The sequence below is a fragment of the Cedecea sp. Ae19-4 genome (genome assembly GCF_059801165.1).
This window is the reverse complement of the sequence record NZ_JBCHWG010000002.1, coordinates 1-16,266: the sequence shown is the minus strand read 5'-3', so window position 1 is coordinate 16,266 and position 16,266 is coordinate 1. Positions and strand designations below refer to the sequence as shown.

The window sequence follows — 16,266 nt, the reverse complement described above, 5'->3', positions numbered from 1 at the left end:
ACTCTCTGGAGTTGACTCCAGAGTCAAGCGTCTTTTTTACCGCCGGATATTTCTGGCTGGCCGGCGGCAGTTTTCAGGATTGGCCTTTGCTTCCCCACGGCGCTTCCCCTAGTATTATCCGCAGGTCGGGATGAGAATGAATCGATGAAAAAACCACTGACAATCAAGGATATTGCGGAGCTGGCGCAGGTGTCTATCGCCACGGTCTCCCGGGTGCTGAACAATAACAGCTGGGTGGCGGACAAAACGCGTAGCCGGGTTGAAAAAGTGATTCAGGAGCATAACTTCAGCCCGAATCTGCTGGCGCGGGGGATGATTTCCAAGAAAACCCAGACGCTGGCGATTGTCGTTTCCGATATCAGTAACCCCTACTTTGTGATGCTGGTGGCGCAGATTGAGCACGAAAGTCTGCGGCTGGGCTACAAGGTCACGCTGTACGACACGCAATCGGCAAACAGAACCTCCCGCGAAGCACCGGTGGTGCCCGAAGAGCATATTTTTAATTCCATTACCGACAGCCAGATAGACGGCGTGATCATTCTCGGCGGTAATATCGACTACAACGACATTGCCGCGACTTATCTGCAGGAACTGAAAAAGCTGATCGCCACCGTGCCGGTCGTGGTCGTGGGGCGTAACCTGCCGGGCGTGGAATATGCCTGCGTTGAACGCGATCAGGCGGGATGTGTGCGCTTAGCCACTCGTCACCTGATTGAGAAAGGTTACCGGCGCATTGGTTTTATCGGCGGGTCAAAGAATGTATATATTACTCGCGAGCGCGAGGCGGTATTTCGGGCCGAGCTGGAAGCTGCGAAATTGCCGGTAGAAAATAGTTTTATTGTGCTGAATAACTTTTATTTACAGCATGGCTATGAGGCAATTGAAACGCTGATTTCAACGAATACAAGCTTGCCGGATGCCATTGTGGCAATTAACGATCATGTTGCCAAAGGCGCGATCCGTGCGCTAAAGGATCACAATCTGTCTGTGCCAGATAATATCGCCATAGTGAGCTGTGAATATTTCCCTGGCAGCGAGTATTTTATTCCCCGCATTGCCACCGTTGACCACCAGAATGCTTTGATTGGCAAAGCGGTAATGACAAAGTTAATGGCTATTTTGAATGAAAATGCTGCCGGTATCGCAGTCGAAAAAATACCTCTTACGCTATTGAACGGCGAATCCTGTTAGTTTTCAGCGGCGGATCTCTTTTTCAGGCATCCGCCCGTTTCTCCCCTTCACGTTATTTTTTGATCTCGCTAACAGTTGCGCGATCTGGCGTTGACAAGCCTCGTCAGACTCCTCTAGCCTAAAACCTGAAAACGTTTTCAGGTTTTGATTACAGGAGAGCCGATGAAACCGACAATGATGACCTATATCCATGAAGAGCAGGCGACATTAAGCGCCATGCTGTCTCGCTATCCGTCCGATCTTCCGGTGCTCGGTGGGCAAAAAGAGTGGCTGGTGCTGGCCACGGGCTCCAGCATTAACGCGATCAAAAGCGCGAAGTACTACGTGGAAAAACTGGCGGACGTTCGTGTCACCGTCGAAGAGCCGTTCCACTTTCAGCATTACGAAAAATTCAGTGACACCACGGATTTGGTGATAGGCGTTTCCCAGAGCGGGGAAAGCACCTCGACCCTCAACGCAATTCAGCATATTCGCCAGACTCACCCGGTCAAAACGGTGGGCATCACCAGCAAAGCCGGGAGCGAGCTTGCCCGCGCCGTGGACCACGTGATTGATATCGAGATCGGCGAGGAACGCGTGGGCTACGTCACCAAAGGGTACGTTGCTACGATCCTGAAATTTATGCTGCTGGGCGTGTTTGTTGCTCGCCGCAGTGGGAAGATCGACGCTGAACAGGAAGCGGCTGAGCTGCATAAGCTGGACGTTGCGGTGAAATCGATTCCGGGCGTGATTGCCGACACCGAAGCTTTTTTCACCCAATGGCAGGCCGAACTGGCCGCTTCCCCGCGCTTCACCTCAATTGGCTACGGGCCGAGCGTCGGCGTGATCAAAGAGATGGAAACCAAGTTTGCCGAGACGATTCGCGTGCCATCCCAGGGCGTTGAGCTCGAAGCGTTTATGCACGGGCCTTATTTCGAAGTGAATGGCAGCCACCGGATGTTCTTTATTGATACGCCGGGCGTGGCTCGCGAGCGTTTATTACTGCTGAAAGCCTATGAGCAAAAATATACCGATTACGTGTACACCATCAAATTAGGTGAGGACAACGATCCGCGCACGCTGGCGGTGAAAGCCAATATTGATGAGTTTATTGCCCCGCTGATCATGGTTATCCCTTTCCAGATATTGGCTCACCATATTGCAGAGGCAAAGGGCAATAATCTGCCGCAGCGGATCTTTACCGATTTTGGCGTGTCCGTAAAAAGTAAAACGAAGCCAGGCGATTACGCCTGAGGCACAGTATTCCCTACACAATAATAACGTCCCTACCTTGCTACTGAGGAATGATTATGGCTACCTTCAGTCAACTTGCCCGACAGATAATTCAGCATGTCGGCGAGGCAGAAAATATAGAGCATCTTACCCACTGCGCAACCCGTTTGCGTTTTACTATCAAAGATAAAAGTAAGATTAATAAAGATGAGCTTTATAAGTTGCCAGAGGTAGTCAAACTGGTTGAAAACCCAGGGCAATTCCAGATTGTTATTGGGCCGAAAGTTGAAAAAGTCTTTCTGGCTATCACGGCGCAGATGGGGGAGCCGTCCTCAGAAGAAGCCTCTGCGCCGCAGGGCTCGATGATTAATCGCCTGCTGGCCACACTTTCCGCTATTTTCACGCCTTACATCGGCGTGCTGGCGGGCGTGGGGGTGGTGAAAGGGATTGTGGTGTTGCTGCAAACAATGAATCTGGTGGATACCCATTCGTACGTGTTCACCGTGTTCAATGCGCTTTCCAGCGGCGTTTTCGTCATGCTGCCGCTGTTTATCGCGGTAACGGCTGCGGAGCGCTTTAAGGCCAATAAATTTAGCGCCCTGGCGCTGACGGCGGCGATGATTTTCCCGCTGACGGATGCCAGCGTGCCCGGGGCCTTCCACGTTATGGGCCTGGCGCTGAACGTGAAAATCTACGGCGGGGCGGTGATCCCGGCGGTCTTTGCCGTGCTCTTCCTGAGCCACGTCGAACGCTGGCTGAAAAAGGTGATCCCGGAGATCGCCGCGCTGGTATTCGTGCCTTGTTTGTCGCTGATCGTCAGCGGCTTTGTGGTGTTCACCGTGATTGGCCCGGTGGCTGACTATGTTGGCGTCGGCATCGCCAACGGCTATGCGTGGCTGTACAACCTCAGCCCGGTGATTTCCGGTGCGCTGTTAGCGGGGATTGGGCAGCTGTTCGTGGTGTTTGGCGTGCACTGGGGCATTATCCCGCTGGCGTTAATTAACATTCAGGTCAACGGCTATGACACCATTATGGCGATGTTTATGTCGGCGGTAATGGGGCAGTTTGGGGCGGTATTTGGTGCCATCTTTATTGCCCGTAACCTGAAAGATAAGCAGATTGCGATTTCCGCTTCGCTCTCCGCCTTCTTCGGCATTACCGAACCGGCGCTGTACGGCGTGAACCTGAAATACCGCATGTTATTTGTTTTCGGCTGCATTGGCGCAGCGCTGGGCGGCGGGATTACCGGCCTCCTGGGCGTGAAAACCTACAGCTTCCTGCCGGTACTGAACGTGTTCGAGCTGGGGCTGTTTAGCGGGCCGGAATCGAAGATGATTTACGAGGTGATTGCTATCGCGGTGGCGTTTACGGTGCCTGCGGTGTTGACCATTATCTACGGCAAAACCCGCAGGCTGGAACCTGCCTCCCTGGCGGAAGACAGGCGTTAACCTCAGATATACAGGGCGCGAACAATCATAAAGTGCCCGGCAAAGTAGCAGGCGGCGGCAATGGCGCTGTCGCCTCTGAAGCGGTGACGATAGTGGCTGACCAGCCAGACAATGTTGCCCAGCAGCAGCAGGCTAGCCCCCACAAACCCGGAGAAGTTCGGGGCCGTCGGGCGGAAGAAATAAAGCTCGGCGGCAAGCCAAACCATCACCAGCGTCATACCGATAAACGTCAGAATAGGCACGCGCAGCGCTTCCAGCCGCGTCCAGATAGTCGCGACCAGCAGTGCGCCAATAATCAGCAGAGCCAGCGGTAGCGGCCAGAAAATGGCCAAGCTCATCTGGCTGGCAAAATAGATGGTGTACAGCAGATGCGAAAGGAAGAATGCCCCCACGGCGTAAAGCAGACGTTGAGTGGGCAGTAGCGTGAGCGCATCGCCGACCAGCGTTGCCAGAAGACCCGCCACAATCAGGTAGCCGGCCGCTTCAAACATCGGTGCCTGCCAGGCCAGCAGCAGCAGGAGCAGCAGGGTCAGCGGCTTGAAGAGCCAGCGCTGCCAGGTGGCGCCGCGCCAGGAAGCATCAATGTAAATCCAGGCCGATAACGCAACAGCAATAAATGACCAAAGCATGGCATATCCTTATTTTAATTGTTGGCGTAACACCGTTCAGTCTAGTGGCTAAGCGGCGCAGATGACAACGCCGCGGCGCCAGGGTTATGCTGAAAAGTGTCTGACAATTAGAGAAAAAGCCATGAGCAAGCCCCCAACTTTCATTATCGCCATCGTTGTGGTCATCGTCGTAGCCGCCTCCTTTCGCTATTTTCAGCAGCGCCGCCAGAATATCGAAAACGACGCGGCGCCGCTGAGCGTAAAAAAAGTGGTGGTGGCGACCAAGCGTGAAAAACCGTCCAACGACCGACGTTCGCGCCAGCGTGAAGTCACTCCGCCGGAAGACTCGATTCGCTATGAGGTTTGGTTTGCGCCACAGAGCGGCGGGATGGAAATGAAAATGCGCGTTGAAGCGGCGGAATACCATGCGGTATCGGTGGGAGATAAAGGTACGCTGAGTTACAAGGGGACGCGCTTTGTCAGCTTCGTCCCCGAAGAGACTCACTTGCCCTGACGCAGCTTTTTCTGCCAGACCAGCAGCTCAAACACGCCAAAAACGAAAATATTAATCTGTTCACCGCGGGCAAGCGCCGGCCCATCTTTCGGCTGTGTGGCTTTCAGCAGGCTCAGCTGCAGGCCGTGCATAATCACCATGAAGATCAGCGCGACGTTAACGAAAATGTTCAGCGGGCGCGGATAAGGGTGAACCAGGTTAAAGATCAGAAAGCCCCAGACGCAAAGCATCAGCAGGCGGCCAAAGTTAATCAGAATCGGCATTATGCGGTTCCTTGAGCTTCACGAATAAACAGGCGATAAGCCACCTGACCGGCGACTTTTTCACGGTGCAGCGCCCAACTGGCAGGCACCGCTGGCAGACCATTTTCCACTTCACTTTCTACATAGATTAGCGCGTCATTCGCCAGCCAGCCGTTTTTCTCGAGCAGGCTGAGCGTTTCATCCAGCAATCCCTTACGGAACGGCGGGTCGACAAAGACGACGTTGTGCTGCGTGCCGGGCTGCGCGAGCACATTCAGCGTATTGGCGTTGAGCACTTTGCCATTGCTGGCTTTTAAGGTTGCGAGGTTCTTTTGCAACTGCTGGGAGACTGCGCGATCCATTTCAATCAGCGTCGCGCTGGCGGCATAGCGGGAGAGCGCCTCCAGTCCGAGCGCGCCGCTGCCGGCAAAACAGTCGAGGCAATGGGCATCTACCATTGACGGGGCCAGCCAGTTGAAAAGCGTTTCGCGCACGCGGTCTGTCGTCGGGCGCAGGCCGGGGCTGTCCGGAACCGGGAGTTTTCGGCCGCGCCATTGGCCGCCGATGATGCGAATCTGGCCGGAACCAGAGGATTGGGGTTTCTTCATTGCTCTCACTGCGATGCTAAATTTTGCGGTTATTCTAGCGGCGCACGCCCGGCCAGGAAACCTTAATCCACTGGCGTGATGCCGCGCCGGGAAAGTGATAGACTAACGCACTATTTTTTATGCCCGTGGCAAGCAGAATCGGGTCTGTGCCATGAATTAACAGCGAGGAGTGTAGTCGCAAATGGCGAAAGAGAAAAAACGTGGCTTTTTTTCCTGGCTGGGATTTGGCCAGAAAGAGCAGCAGCCGGATGTCGAAGCAGAACAAAAAGTAATAGAAGAACAACCGGTTACTGAGCAGGCTCCCGCGCAGGATGAACCTCAACAGCCTCAGGCTGTCGAGCAGGAACAGCAGGACTTAGTTAGTGAGCACTCACTGGAGGAGTCCGAAAAGTTTGCTGAGCAGGTCGTGGAGGTTAACGCCCAGCTTGCAGAAGAAGCGGAAGAAAAAGCGCTGGCGGCCGAGCCGGAAATGATTCCTGAGCCGGAAGTGACCGTTGAGCCCGAGATCGTGGCTGAACCAGAGCCTGTGGCGGTTATCGAGCCAGAACCCGTTGTCGAACCTGAGGCCGTTGTCGAGCCTGAGGTGATTGAACCTGCGGCTGTTGTTGCAGAGCCGGAAGTCATTGAGCAGCCTGTTGTGGCCGTGGAGCACGAAACGCTGCCGTTGCCGGAAGAGATTGCCGAAAATGTAGATCAGCCTGACGAGTGGCAGGCCGAGCAGGACGAAATCGTCAACGAAGAAGTGGCTGAAGCCGAGGCGCTGTTCGCGCACGAAGCTGCCGTTGAAGATGAAGCCGTGGCTGAAGAAGCGGTTGATGAAGAGCCGGAAGAAGAGGCTGTCGAAGAGGCTGTTCCGGTTGCCGTGCAGCAAGAGCAGGAAAAGCCGACCAAAGAGGGCTTCTTCGCCCGCCTGAAGCGTAGCCTGGTCAAAACTAAACAAAACCTCGGTTCCGGATTTATCAGTCTGTTCCGCGGCAAGAAAATCGATGATGATCTGTTTGAAGAGCTGGAAGAGCAGCTACTCATTGCCGACGTTGGGGTTGAGACAACCCGGAAAATCATCACCAACCTGACCGAAGGTGCAAGCCGTAAGCAGCTTCGTGATGCGGAAGCGCTGTACGGTCTGCTGAAAGAAGAGATGAGCGACATCCTCGCCAAAGTGGACGAGCCGCTTAGCGTGGAAGGCAAAACGCCGTTTGTTATCCTGATGGTTGGCGTTAACGGCGTGGGTAAAACCACCACCATCGGTAAGCTGGCACGTCAGTTCGAGCAGCAGGGTAAATCCGTGATGCTGGCGGCAGGTGATACTTTCCGTGCGGCAGCGGTTGAGCAGCTTCAGGTTTGGGGCCAGCGCAACAATATTCCTGTTGTCGCCCAGCATACCGGCGCGGACTCCGCTTCAGTTATCTTCGATGCTATTCAGGCGGCGAAGGCACGTAACATTGATGTGTTGATTGCCGATACCGCAGGGCGTTTGCAGAATAAATCGCACCTGATGGAAGAATTGAAGAAAATTGTCAGGGTTATGAAAAAGCTGGACGAAGATGCCCCGCATGAGGTTATGCTCACCCTCGACGCCAGCACCGGTCAGAATGCCATAAGCCAGGCTAAACTGTTCCACGAAGCGGTGGGGCTGACGGGCATCACCCTGACCAAACTGGATGGTACCGCCAAGGGTGGCGTAATCTTCTCTGTGGCAGACCAGTTCGGCATTCCGATTCGCTACATTGGCGTCGGCGAACAAATTTCTGATTTACGACCGTTTAATGCGGGCGACTTTATAGAGGCACTTTTTGCCCGAGAGGATTAACAATGATTCGCTTTGAACACGTCAGTAAAGCCTATCTCGGTGGGAGACAAGCGTTGCAGGGAGTGACCTTCCATATGCAACCGGGCGAGATGGCCTTTCTGACCGGCCATTCTGGCGCAGGGAAGAGTACTCTGCTCAAGCTTATCTGCGGTATCGAACGGCCCAGCGATGGGAAGATTTTTTTCAGCGGCCATGATATTAGCCGCCTGAAGAGCCGTGAAGTGCCGTTCCTGCGTCGTCAGATTGGGATGATCTTCCAGGATCACCACCTGCTGATGGACAGAACCGTGTACGACAACGTGGCCATCCCGCTGATCATCGCGGGCGCCAGCGGCGAAGATATTCGCCGCCGCGTGTCTGCGGCATTAGATAAGGTCGGCCTGCTGGACAAAGCGAAGAACTTTCCTATCCAGCTTTCCGGCGGTGAACAGCAGCGCGTGGGCATCGCTCGCGCCGTGGTAAACAAGCCGGCTGTGCTGCTGGCGGATGAACCGACCGGGAACCTTGATGATGCGCTGTCGGAAGGTATTCTGCGCCTGTTCGAAGAGTTTAACCGCGTGGGCGTAACGGTGCTGATGGCCACTCACGATATAGGGCTTATCTCACGTCGCAATTACCGTATGTTGACCCTCAGCGACGGCCATTTGCATGGAGGCCTGGCAGGTGAATAAACACAGTGCGCTCAACCATATCAAGCGCTTCAGCAACAAGCTGGATAAAATCAACCAACTGAATAAGTTAGGCGATCTTGGCCGTTCGGTGAAAAAACGTGGCAAAGGGCCGCAGTCTAAAAGTAAATCCCTGAAAGGCGGCGTGAATGAGCAGTTCCGCTACGCCTGGGAAGGGGCGCTTCAGGATCTGAAGAGCAAGCCGCTGGCGACCTTCCTGACGGTCATGGTGATTGCCATCTCCCTGACGCTGCCGAGCGTTTGCTATATGGTTTACAAGAACGTAAACCAGGCGGCGACCCAATATTATCCGTCCCCGCAAATTACCGTTTACCTCGATAAGGCGCTGGACGATAACGCCGCGCAGCAGGTGGTGGGCGCGATTCAGGCGGAGGAGGGCGTGGATAAAGTTAACTACCTCTCCCGCGAAGAAGCGCTGGGCGAGTTCCGTAACTGGTCGGGCTTTGGCGGCGCGCTGGATATGCTGGAAGAGAACCCGCTGCCCGCCGTGGCCGTGGTGAACCCTAAACTGGATTTCCAGAGCACGGATCACCTGAATACGCTGCGTGATCGCGTGGCGAAGATTCATGGCGTTGATGAAGTGCGCATGGATGACAGCTGGTTTGCCCGTCTGGCGGCGCTGACCGGGCTGGTCGGGCGAGTGGCGGCGATGATCGGCATCCTGATGGTTGCAGCGGTGTTCCTCGTCATCGGTAACTCCGTGCGTTTGAGCATCTTTGCCCGCCGCGATACCATCAACGTGCAGAAGCTTATCGGGGCAACCGACGGCTTTATTTTGCGTCCGTTCCTGTATGGCGGTGCGCTGCTGGGCTTTAGCGGTGCGTTTCTGTCGCTGATCCTGTCTGAGATTCTGGTGATGCGCCTCTCTTCGGCGGTGACGGAAGTGGCGCAGGTGTTCGGGACTAAGTTCGATATCAGCGGGTTGGGCTTTGACGAATGCCTGCTGCTGTTGCTGGTCTCGTCGATGATCGGCTGGCTGGCAGCCTGGCTTGCCACTGTTCAACATTTACGCCGTTTTACGCCGGAGTAAAAAGTTTTTGATATACTCATTCCCTGCTACGATAACGTCGTCCGCAGGGAGTGCGTTTTACACCGTAGTGACCCCTGCGATGCTGCAATAACCGTCACACTTTGTGTGTAATCTATTCACAGCTTTACATTGAACTTGTGGATAACATCACTGTCTGAGAGTACAGTGAAGGGTACGGTCTGGGCCTGACGTGTCGTCGGTGCGCCTCAGCCACTTGAATGGCAAGCCGTACTTAGTCTCTAAGAGAGGGTTTGAATGACCAAAGAAATGCAAAATTTAGCTTTAGCCCCTGTTGGTAACCTGGAGTCGTATATCCGGGCTGCAAACGCCTGGCCGATGTTAACGGCTGAGGAAGAGAAGGAGCTGGCTGAAAAGCTGCATTACCAGGGCGATCTGGAAGCAGCGAAAAAGCTGATCCTGTCTCACCTGCGCTTTGTTGTTCATGTTGCGCGTAACTATTCCGGCTACGGCCTGCCGCAGGCAGACCTTATCCAGGAAGGCAACATCGGCCTGATGAAAGCAGTACGCCGTTTTAACCCAGAAGTGGGTGTTCGCCTGGTCTCCTTTGCGGTGCACTGGATCAAGGCTGAAATTCATGAATACGTGCTGCGTAACTGGCGTATTGTGAAAGTCGCGACCACCAAAGCACAGCGTAAGCTGTTCTTTAACCTGCGTAAAACCAAGCAGCGCTTGGGCTGGTTTAATCAGGACGAAGTCGAAATGGTGGCCAACGAGCTTGGCGTGTCCAGCAAAGACGTGCTTGAGATGGAGTCACGCATGGCGGCGCAGGATATGACTTTCGACATGTCGAATGACGACGACGCTGACGGTCAGCCGATGGCGCCGGTGCTCTTCCTGCAAGATAAGTCTTCCAACTTTGCCGACGGCATTGAAGACGACAACTGGGAATCTCACGCCGCAGACAAACTGAGCGATGCGATGCAGGGCCTGGATGAACGCAGTCAGCAGATCATTCGCGCGCGCTGGTTAGATGAAGACAACAAAAGCACGCTGCAGGAACTTGCAGACCGCTATGGCGTTTCCGCCGAGCGCGTTCGTCAGCTTGAAAAGAACGCGATGAAAAAATTGCGCGCCGCTATCGAAGCTTAACGCCGATACACACGTCGCACTAAGAGCGCCCCACTTTATGTTGGGGCGTTTTGCTTTTTATGCTCCGGCATACATGCCAGCAGCACGGTAAACGCCGCTTCCATTTCGCGCTCCGGCAGGCTGGCGAACCCCATCAATAATCCCTTCTTGCGCCGTTCGGTCAGATAGTAACGCGACAAGGGCCGCACCAGAATATTGCGGGCGTTCGCGCGCTCAGCAATCGCCACATCATCGGCCTCATCAGGCAGATTCAAAATCAAATGCAGCCCGGCGTTATCGCTAAAATCTGACAGCGCCTGTGGCCCGCAGTGGCGGAAGATCAGGTCGGTCAGGAAGGCGCGACGGCGGCCGTAGAGCAGGCGCATCCGGCGAATATGGGCCGAATAATGCCCGGCGGTAATAAACTCTGCCAGCGCCTGCTGAATAAGCGAATGCCCGCCGCGATACAGTTCCGCATGGGCGGTTTTCAGGTCATTGACCAGCGGGCGAGGCAGCACGACGTAGCCGAGCCTTAAACCCGGATAAAGCGTTTTACTGAAGGTGCCGATGTAAACCACCGGCGCGTCGGTGACCAGCCCCTGCAGCGCCGGAATAGGCTGGCCAGAAAAGCGAAATTCGCTGTCGTAGTCATCTTCAATAATCCAACTGCCGTGCTGGCGGGCGAGTGCCAACAGGCGCTGGCGGCGCTCCAGGCTCATCACCGCCCCCAGCGGGTACTGATGAGACGGCGTGACGAAGATTAAGCGCGGCGCTTCGCTCACTTTCTCCGGCGGGCAAAGGCCGTTCTCATCGACGGTGAGCGGCGTGACCCGCACATCATTCATCGTCAGTACGTGGCGGATGCCCCAGTAAGAAGGTTCTTCGATCCACGCCAGGTCGTCTCTGTCGCACAGCATCCGGGTGACCAGATCGATAGCCTGGTGGATCCCTTCGGTGATCAGGATTTGGTCGACCTGGCAGTTTACTCCTCGGGAAACACGCAGGTAATCGACCAGCGCATGCTGCAGTTCAGATGTGCCGCCGTTGCAGCTATAGCTCAGGCGCTCCGGTTTAGGACGGCGACTGATGCGCGCCTGGATCTTGCTGAATAGCGGATGAGGGAAGGCGTTGACGTCTGGTACACCGGGAATAAAAGCTCCCCACTGGCGCGGGCTGGCGCTCACCTGAGAAAGAAGATGCTGCCCGCGGCGGGAAATAGATACCTCAGGAGCCGGGGCCGTGCCACCTTCGGCAGGGCTTCCCGTGGAGGTGAAGCGATCCGGCAGCGTTTTTTCAACAAAAGTGCCGCTGCCCTGGCGGGATGAAACGTACCCCTCGGTCATAAGCTGCTCATAAACTGTTAACACAGTGTTACGGGAAATGCTGAGTTCGCTGGCTAAGTCGCGGGAGGCGGGCAGGCGGCTGTGGGGCGGCAATGAGCCATCCAGAATGGAACGGCGCAGCGCGTTATAAAGACGTTTATGCAGCAGGATATCGGTCTCTGCCTGCAGCCTGACAAGAATCAAATCACCCACTAAGTCTCGCAATTGGATCCCTCAGATAAACTGAATTGGCACTCGATTATAGGGCCAATACCTGTGTAAATAAACGACATTGTTTCTGATTTGTTGCGATAAAGTGACTGACTTAACAGGAGAGACCAAGGTGAAAAGTGCAGAGCTGAATCAGCGTCGTTTACAGGCCACGCCGCGCGGTGTGGGCGTGATATGTAGCTACTTTGCAGAGAAGGCAGAGAACGCCACTCTGTGGGATGTGGAAGGCAACGAGGTTATCGATTTTGCCGCCGGGATCGCCGTGCTGAACACCGGCCATCGTCACCCGAAAGTGATTGCCGCTGTAGAAAAACAATTGCAGGCCTTTACCCACACGGCTTACCAGATTGTCCCTTATGAAAGCTACGTTTCACTGGCCGAGCGTATTAACGAACTGGCGCCGATTGACGGCCCGGCGAAAACCGCGTTCTTCACGACCGGTGCGGAAGCGGTTGAGAATGCGGTGAAAATCGCCCGCGCTTATACCAAACGTCCCGGCCTGATCACCTTCGGCGGCGGCTTCCATGGTCGTACTTTTATGACCATGGCGCTGACCGGCAAAGTGGCACCGTACAAAATCGGTTTTGGCCCGTTCCCTGGCTCCGTCTACCACGCGGTTTACCCGAATGCCGCTCACGGCGTGACGACTGACGATGCGCTCAAAAGCCTGGACCGTATCTTTAAAGCCGATATCGCCGCGGATCAGGTGGCGGCCATCATACTGGAGCCGGTTCAGGGAGAAGGCGGCTTCAACGTGGCGCCCCCTGAATTTATGCAGGCGCTGCGCCAGCTGTGCGACACCCACGGTATTCTGTTGATTGCCGATGAAGTGCAGACCGGCTTCGCGCGTACCGGCAAGCTGTTTGCGATGGACTATTACGACGTCAAAGCCGACCTGATGACGATGGCGAAAAGCCTGGCCGGTGGCTTCCCGCTGTCCGGCGTTGTGGGCCGTGCCGAAGTGATGGATGCCCCTGCGCCTGGCGGCCTGGGCGGAACTTATGCGGGCAACCCGTTGGCGGTTGCGGCGGCTCACGCGGTGCTGGATGTAATCAACGAAGAACAGCTATGCAAACGTGCCACCCAGCTTGGTGAACACCTGAAAGAAGTGCTGAATCAGGCGCGCCAAAGCTGCCCGGCAATTGTCGACGTGCGTGGGCAAGGCTCGATGGTTGCAGTGGAGTTTAACGATCCGCAGACCGGGAAACCTTCGCCGGAATTTACCCGCGAAGTTCAGCTGAAAGCTCAGGCACAAGGGCTGCTGCTGCTGAGCTGCGGCGTCTACGGCAACGTTATCCGCTTCCTTTATCCGCTGACCATTCCTGATGCTCAGTTCACCAAAGCGCTGGCCATTCTATCCAGAGTGCTTAAGGGCTAATCCCCGTAGTTTGCGGCGGCAGGGAAGCCCGCCATGCACAAGGCGGCCGCAGCATTTTTCCCCAGCGTGAAGTGGTTTATCACCCTGATATCCCCTGTTTTCCGGCGGACGTTACCGCCGGAGTAATACGGAAAATATTATGTCTGAAAACTCCACCTTCTCTCCCGCCGTTGCGCGCGGGGAGCGGACTGCTCTCCCCGGTAAATCCCTGAGTTTCGTTGAAGGCGTGTCGATGATTGTCGGCACTAACATTGGTGCGGGCGTGCTTTCTATCGCCTATGCCTCGAGTAAAGCAGGATTCTGGCCGCTGCTATTCTGGCTGGTGCTGGTGGGCAGCCTGACCACCGTGACGATGCTTTACGTCGCTGAATCCACTTTGCGTACCCGTCAGCATTTACAGCTCAGCGGGCTGTCGCTGCGCTACGTCGGGCGCTTTGGCGCGCTGATGATGTTCCTTTCCGTCTGCGTAAACAGCGTCGGGGCGTTGACCGCCTATATGACTGGCAGCGGCAAACTGTTGCACTCTTTGTTTGGTATCTCCCCGGCCCTGGGCAGCGTGCTGTTTTTCATCCCGGCGGCGGGCGTGCTCTACATGGGCCTGAAAGCCATCGGGCGTGGGGAAAAGTTTATTAGCGTCGGCATGGTGGTGATGATCGCGGTACTGGTGATTGCGACTTTGCTGAAAGAGACGACCAGCGTCGGCTACCTGCTGGAAGGCAACTGGCTTTATATGGTGCCGGTGTTCAACGTGGTGGTGTTCTGCTTCTCGGCGCAGTACATCGTGCCGGAGATGGCGCGTGGTTTTGCCGACAAGCCCGAAAAGCTACCGAAAGCCATCCTCGTTGGCATGGTGGTGACCTTCGCGCTGCTGGCCCTGGTGCCGATGTCGGTCATCATGATTAACGGGCTGGACGATATCTCTGAGGTGGCGACGATATCCTGGGGGAAAGCGCTGGGAGAGTGGGCATTCTTCTCGGCGAACCTGTTTGCACTGTGCGCCATGCTGACGTCGTACTGGGGGCTGGGCGGGAGTTTCCTGACCAATATCTTTGACCGCTTCCGCCTGGGCAGCGATGAGCCTTCTCTGAAGCGTTTTCTGGTACTGCTGGTGGTCGCGATCCCGCCGTTTGTGCTGGCCTACAGCGGGCTGGTGTCGTTCGTGAATGCGCTCTATTTTGCGGGCGTGTTCAGCGGCGTGATTTTGTCGATTATGCCGATCCTGATGATTAAAGGCGCCCGCCGCAGCGGCGATGTCACGCCCGGCTGGACCTGCCCGGCATTTATGACCCACCCGCTGATCCAGATTTTCATCGTGTTGCTTTACCTCTGCAGTGCCGTTTATGCGGTTGCTTCCGCTCTGGGATATTTGCCGGCAGGTTGGTGATTCCGAGGCCTGCTCCCCCGCGCCCGGAGGCTTTCCGGCGCGGTTTTTTTTTGTCACATTCCCGTTATCTAACCTTCAAATATGTCTTTCCAAATTATCGCAAATGGCGCTATGTTTAGCATAGTATGCTGCCGTAGCGCCGGCTGCTGCCCTTAAGTTAGCTATCATATGCTTTTCTTATACCTACAAACAGAATAATGCGCTAACAAACAACAACACAACAAATTCAATAACCATAACAATGGGGACTCTCAGGATGAAAATGACGGGTAAAGCCTTACTGGCAGGATGCGTTGCACTGGCAATGAGCCACGCGGCGATGGCAAAAGATATTAAGGTCGCGGTAGTAGGGGCAATGTCTGGGCCGGTCGCGCAATACGGCGATCAGGAGTTTACCGGTGCCGAGCAGGCGGTGGCTGACATTAACGCAAAGGGTGGGATTAAAGGCGACAAACTGGTTATCACCAAATATGACGATGCCTGTGACCCGAAACAAGCGGTCGCGGTAGCGAACAAAGTGGTGAACGACGGCATCAAGTACGTGATCGGTCACCTGTGCTCTTCTTCTACTCAGCCAGCGTCTGACATTTACGAAGACGAAGGCATTCTGATGATCACCCCGGCAGCTACGGCACCGGAGCTGACCGCGCGCGGCTATAAGCTGACTCTGCGTACTACCGGTCTCGACTCCGACCAGGGCCCAACCGCGGCGAAATACATTCTGGAACACGTGAAGCCTAAGCGCATTGCTGTTATCCACGATAAGCAGCAGTACGGCGAAGGTCTGGCGCGTTCCGTGCAGGACGGCCTGAAAAAAGGCGGCGCTAATGTGGTGTTCTTCGACGGGATCACCGCCGGTGAGAAAGATTTCTCCACGCTGGTTGCTCGCCTGAAGAAAGAGAACATCGACTTTGTTTACTACGGCGGCTACCACCCGGAAATGGGGCAGATCCTGCGCCAGTCCCGCGCAGCTGGTCTGAAAACTCAGTTCATGGGGCCTGAAGGCGTAGCGAACGTTTCCCTGTCTAACATCGCCGGGGATTCAGCAGAAGGCCTGCTGGTGACTAAACCGAAGAACTACGATCAGGTTCCGGCCAACAAACCGATTGTGGACGCGATCAAAGCGAAGAAACAGGATCCAAGCGGCGCATTCGTCTGGACCACCTACGCAGCCCTGCAGTCGCTGGCTGCTGGCCTGAACCAGAGCGCAGATCCGGCGGCTATCTCTAAATACCTGAAAGGGGCGACCGTGGATACCGTGATGGGGCCGCTGTCGTGGGATGAGAAAGGCGACCTGAAAGGCTTTGAGTTCGGCGTGTTCACCTGGCATGCCAACGGCACAGCCACCGACGCAAAATAAAAGCAAACGGCAACCAAAGGGTTGCCGTTTTAGTGTTTTCGCGGGCGATGAGCGCCGGGTTACAATTCAACCCTCACCCCGGCTCTCTCCCAGAGGGAGAGGGGGAAAACGGCCGATGGGAACATTGTTTATTCCCTCTCCCTTGTAGGG

Annotated in this window: 15 protein-coding genes; 11 read left to right on the top strand and 4 right to left on the bottom strand. The window is 55.4% G+C overall.

Annotation, left to right across the window (positions count from 1 at the left end; genetic code table 11):
- Nucleotides 1-144: 144 nt before the first annotated feature.
- The 3 genes from AAIE02_RS12915 (at nt 145) to AAIE02_RS12905 (ending at nt 3,851) form a co-directional block, all read left to right on the top strand.
- Nucleotides 145-1,191, top strand: a complete 1,047-nt coding sequence (locus AAIE02_RS12915) for a LacI family DNA-binding transcriptional regulator (RefSeq protein WP_336706523.1) — start codon at nt 145-147, stop codon at nt 1,189-1,191.
- Between the two features lie 162 nt (nt 1,192-1,353).
- Nucleotides 1,354-2,424 carry an SIS domain-containing protein gene (locus AAIE02_RS12910; protein WP_336983093.1) on the top strand — a complete coding sequence of 357 codons (1,071 nt, stop codon included), beginning with the start codon at nt 1,354-1,356 and terminating at the stop codon, nt 2,422-2,424.
- 56 nt (nt 2,425-2,480) lie between these two features.
- Complete coding sequence (locus AAIE02_RS12905; RefSeq protein WP_286180307.1) at nt 2,481-3,851, top strand: PTS transporter subunit EIIC; 1,371 nt, start codon at nt 2,481-2,483, stop codon at nt 3,849-3,851.
- A gap of 2 nt (nt 3,852-3,853) precedes the next feature.
- Here AAIE02_RS12905 and AAIE02_RS12900 read toward each other — a convergent pair whose 3' ends face one another.
- Complete coding sequence (locus AAIE02_RS12900; protein ID WP_008458586.1) at nt 3,854-4,480, bottom strand: lysoplasmalogenase; 627 nt, start codon at nt 4,478-4,480, stop codon at nt 3,854-3,856.
- 121 nt (nt 4,481-4,601) lie between these two features.
- Here AAIE02_RS12900 and AAIE02_RS12895 point away from each other — a divergent pair, with 121 nt between their 5' ends.
- A complete protein-coding gene (locus tag AAIE02_RS12895) occupies nt 4,602-4,973 on the top strand; it encodes a DUF2500 family protein (RefSeq protein ID WP_166994700.1) in 372 nt (123 codons plus the stop codon).
- Here AAIE02_RS12895 and AAIE02_RS12890 read toward each other — a convergent pair.
- Both AAIE02_RS12890 and rsmD read right to left on the bottom strand, forming a co-directional pair.
- Nucleotides 4,961-5,230 carry a DUF1145 family protein gene (locus tag AAIE02_RS12890; RefSeq protein ID WP_498532981.1) on the bottom strand — a complete coding sequence of 90 codons (270 nt, stop codon included), beginning with the start codon at nt 5,228-5,230 and terminating at the stop codon, nt 4,961-4,963. The genes AAIE02_RS12895 and AAIE02_RS12890 overlap by 13 nt on opposite strands.
- 5 nt (nt 5,231-5,235) lie before the next feature.
- The gene (gene rsmD, locus AAIE02_RS12885) at nt 5,236-5,823 is read right to left on the bottom strand and encodes a 16S rRNA (guanine(966)-N(2))-methyltransferase (protein WP_498532701.1); all 588 of its coding nucleotides are present in this window, start codon (nt 5,821-5,823) and stop codon (nt 5,236-5,238) included.
- A gap of 181 nt (nt 5,824-6,004) precedes the next feature.
- Here rsmD and ftsY point away from each other — a divergent pair, with 181 nt between their 5' ends.
- The 4 genes from ftsY (at nt 6,005) to rpoH (ending at nt 10,462) form a co-directional block, all read left to right on the top strand.
- On the top strand, nt 6,005-7,633 hold the full coding sequence (gene ftsY, locus AAIE02_RS12880; protein WP_498532700.1) for a signal recognition particle-docking protein FtsY: 1,629 nt from the start codon (nt 6,005-6,007) through the stop codon (nt 7,631-7,633).
- Between the two features lie 2 nt (nt 7,634-7,635).
- Entirely contained in the window at nt 7,636-8,304 is a 669-nt protein-coding gene (ftsE, locus tag AAIE02_RS12875; protein WP_008458576.1) for a cell division ATP-binding protein FtsE, read from the top strand.
- Nucleotides 8,297-9,352: a permease-like cell division protein FtsX gene (gene ftsX / locus AAIE02_RS12870; protein WP_008458575.1), complete on the top strand. Its 1,056-nt coding sequence runs from the start codon at nt 8,297-8,299 to the stop codon at nt 9,350-9,352. The genes ftsE and ftsX overlap by 8 nt, the downstream gene beginning before the upstream one ends.
- 255 nt (nt 9,353-9,607) lie before the next feature.
- Nucleotides 9,608-10,462, top strand: coding sequence for an RNA polymerase sigma factor RpoH (gene rpoH / locus AAIE02_RS12865; RefSeq protein ID WP_008458573.1), 855 nt, complete (start codon nt 9,608-9,610; stop codon nt 10,460-10,462).
- A 35-nt stretch (nt 10,463-10,497) separates the two neighbouring features.
- Here the strand turns inward: rpoH and pdxR are convergent, their stop codons facing one another.
- Nucleotides 10,498-11,988 (bottom strand): MocR-like pyridoxine biosynthesis transcription factor PdxR, encoded by a 1,491-nt coding sequence (gene pdxR, locus AAIE02_RS12860; protein ID WP_498532699.1) that lies wholly within the window; start codon nt 11,986-11,988, stop codon nt 10,498-10,500.
- A gap of 118 nt (nt 11,989-12,106) precedes the next feature.
- Here pdxR and AAIE02_RS12855 point away from each other — a divergent pair, with 118 nt between their 5' ends.
- The 3 genes from AAIE02_RS12855 to AAIE02_RS12845 all read left to right on the top strand — a co-directional run bounded on the left by AAIE02_RS12855 (nt 12,107) and on the right by AAIE02_RS12845 (nt 16,116).
- Nucleotides 12,107-13,372: a 4-aminobutyrate--2-oxoglutarate transaminase gene (locus AAIE02_RS12855; protein WP_498532698.1), complete on the top strand. Its 1,266-nt coding sequence runs from the start codon at nt 12,107-12,109 to the stop codon at nt 13,370-13,372.
- Between the two features lie 139 nt (nt 13,373-13,511).
- On the top strand, nt 13,512-14,756 hold the full coding sequence (locus AAIE02_RS12850; RefSeq protein WP_498532697.1) for an aromatic amino acid transport family protein: 1,245 nt from the start codon (nt 13,512-13,514) through the stop codon (nt 14,754-14,756).
- A gap of 256 nt (nt 14,757-15,012) precedes the next feature.
- Nucleotides 15,013-16,116 carry a branched-chain amino acid ABC transporter substrate-binding protein gene (locus AAIE02_RS12845; RefSeq protein WP_008458563.1) on the top strand — a complete coding sequence of 368 codons (1,104 nt, stop codon included), beginning with the start codon at nt 15,013-15,015 and terminating at the stop codon, nt 16,114-16,116.
- Nucleotides 16,117-16,266 lie beyond the last annotated feature (150 nt).

What these genes read in the sequence shown, in the direction of transcription:
- AAIE02_RS12915 (WP_336706523.1), top strand. Translation starts at nt 145, where the DNA reads ATGAAAAAACCACTGACAATCAAGGATATTGCGGAGCTGGCGCAGGTG.
- AAIE02_RS12910 (WP_336983093.1), top strand. Translation starts at nt 1,354, where the DNA reads ATGAAACCGACAATGATGACCTATATCCATGAAGAGCAGGCGACATTA.
- AAIE02_RS12905 (WP_286180307.1), top strand. Translation starts at nt 2,481, where the DNA reads ATGGCTACCTTCAGTCAACTTGCCCGACAGATAATTCAGCATGTCGGC.
- AAIE02_RS12900 (WP_008458586.1), bottom strand. Translation starts at nt 4,480, where the DNA reads ATGCTTTGGTCATTTATTGCTGTTGCGTTATCGGCCTGGATTTACATT.
- AAIE02_RS12895 (WP_166994700.1), top strand. Translation starts at nt 4,602, where the DNA reads ATGAGCAAGCCCCCAACTTTCATTATCGCCATCGTTGTGGTCATCGTC.
- rsmD (WP_498532701.1), bottom strand. Translation starts at nt 5,823, where the DNA reads ATGAAGAAACCCCAATCCTCTGGTTCCGGCCAGATTCGCATCATCGGC.
- ftsY (WP_498532700.1), top strand. Translation starts at nt 6,005, where the DNA reads ATGGCGAAAGAGAAAAAACGTGGCTTTTTTTCCTGGCTGGGATTTGGC.
- ftsE (WP_008458576.1), top strand. Translation starts at nt 7,636, where the DNA reads ATGATTCGCTTTGAACACGTCAGTAAAGCCTATCTCGGTGGGAGACAA.
- rpoH (WP_008458573.1), top strand. Translation starts at nt 9,608, where the DNA reads ATGACCAAAGAAATGCAAAATTTAGCTTTAGCCCCTGTTGGTAACCTG.
- AAIE02_RS12850 (WP_498532697.1), top strand. Translation starts at nt 13,512, where the DNA reads ATGTCTGAAAACTCCACCTTCTCTCCCGCCGTTGCGCGCGGGGAGCGG.
- AAIE02_RS12845 (WP_008458563.1), top strand. Translation starts at nt 15,013, where the DNA reads ATGAAAATGACGGGTAAAGCCTTACTGGCAGGATGCGTTGCACTGGCA.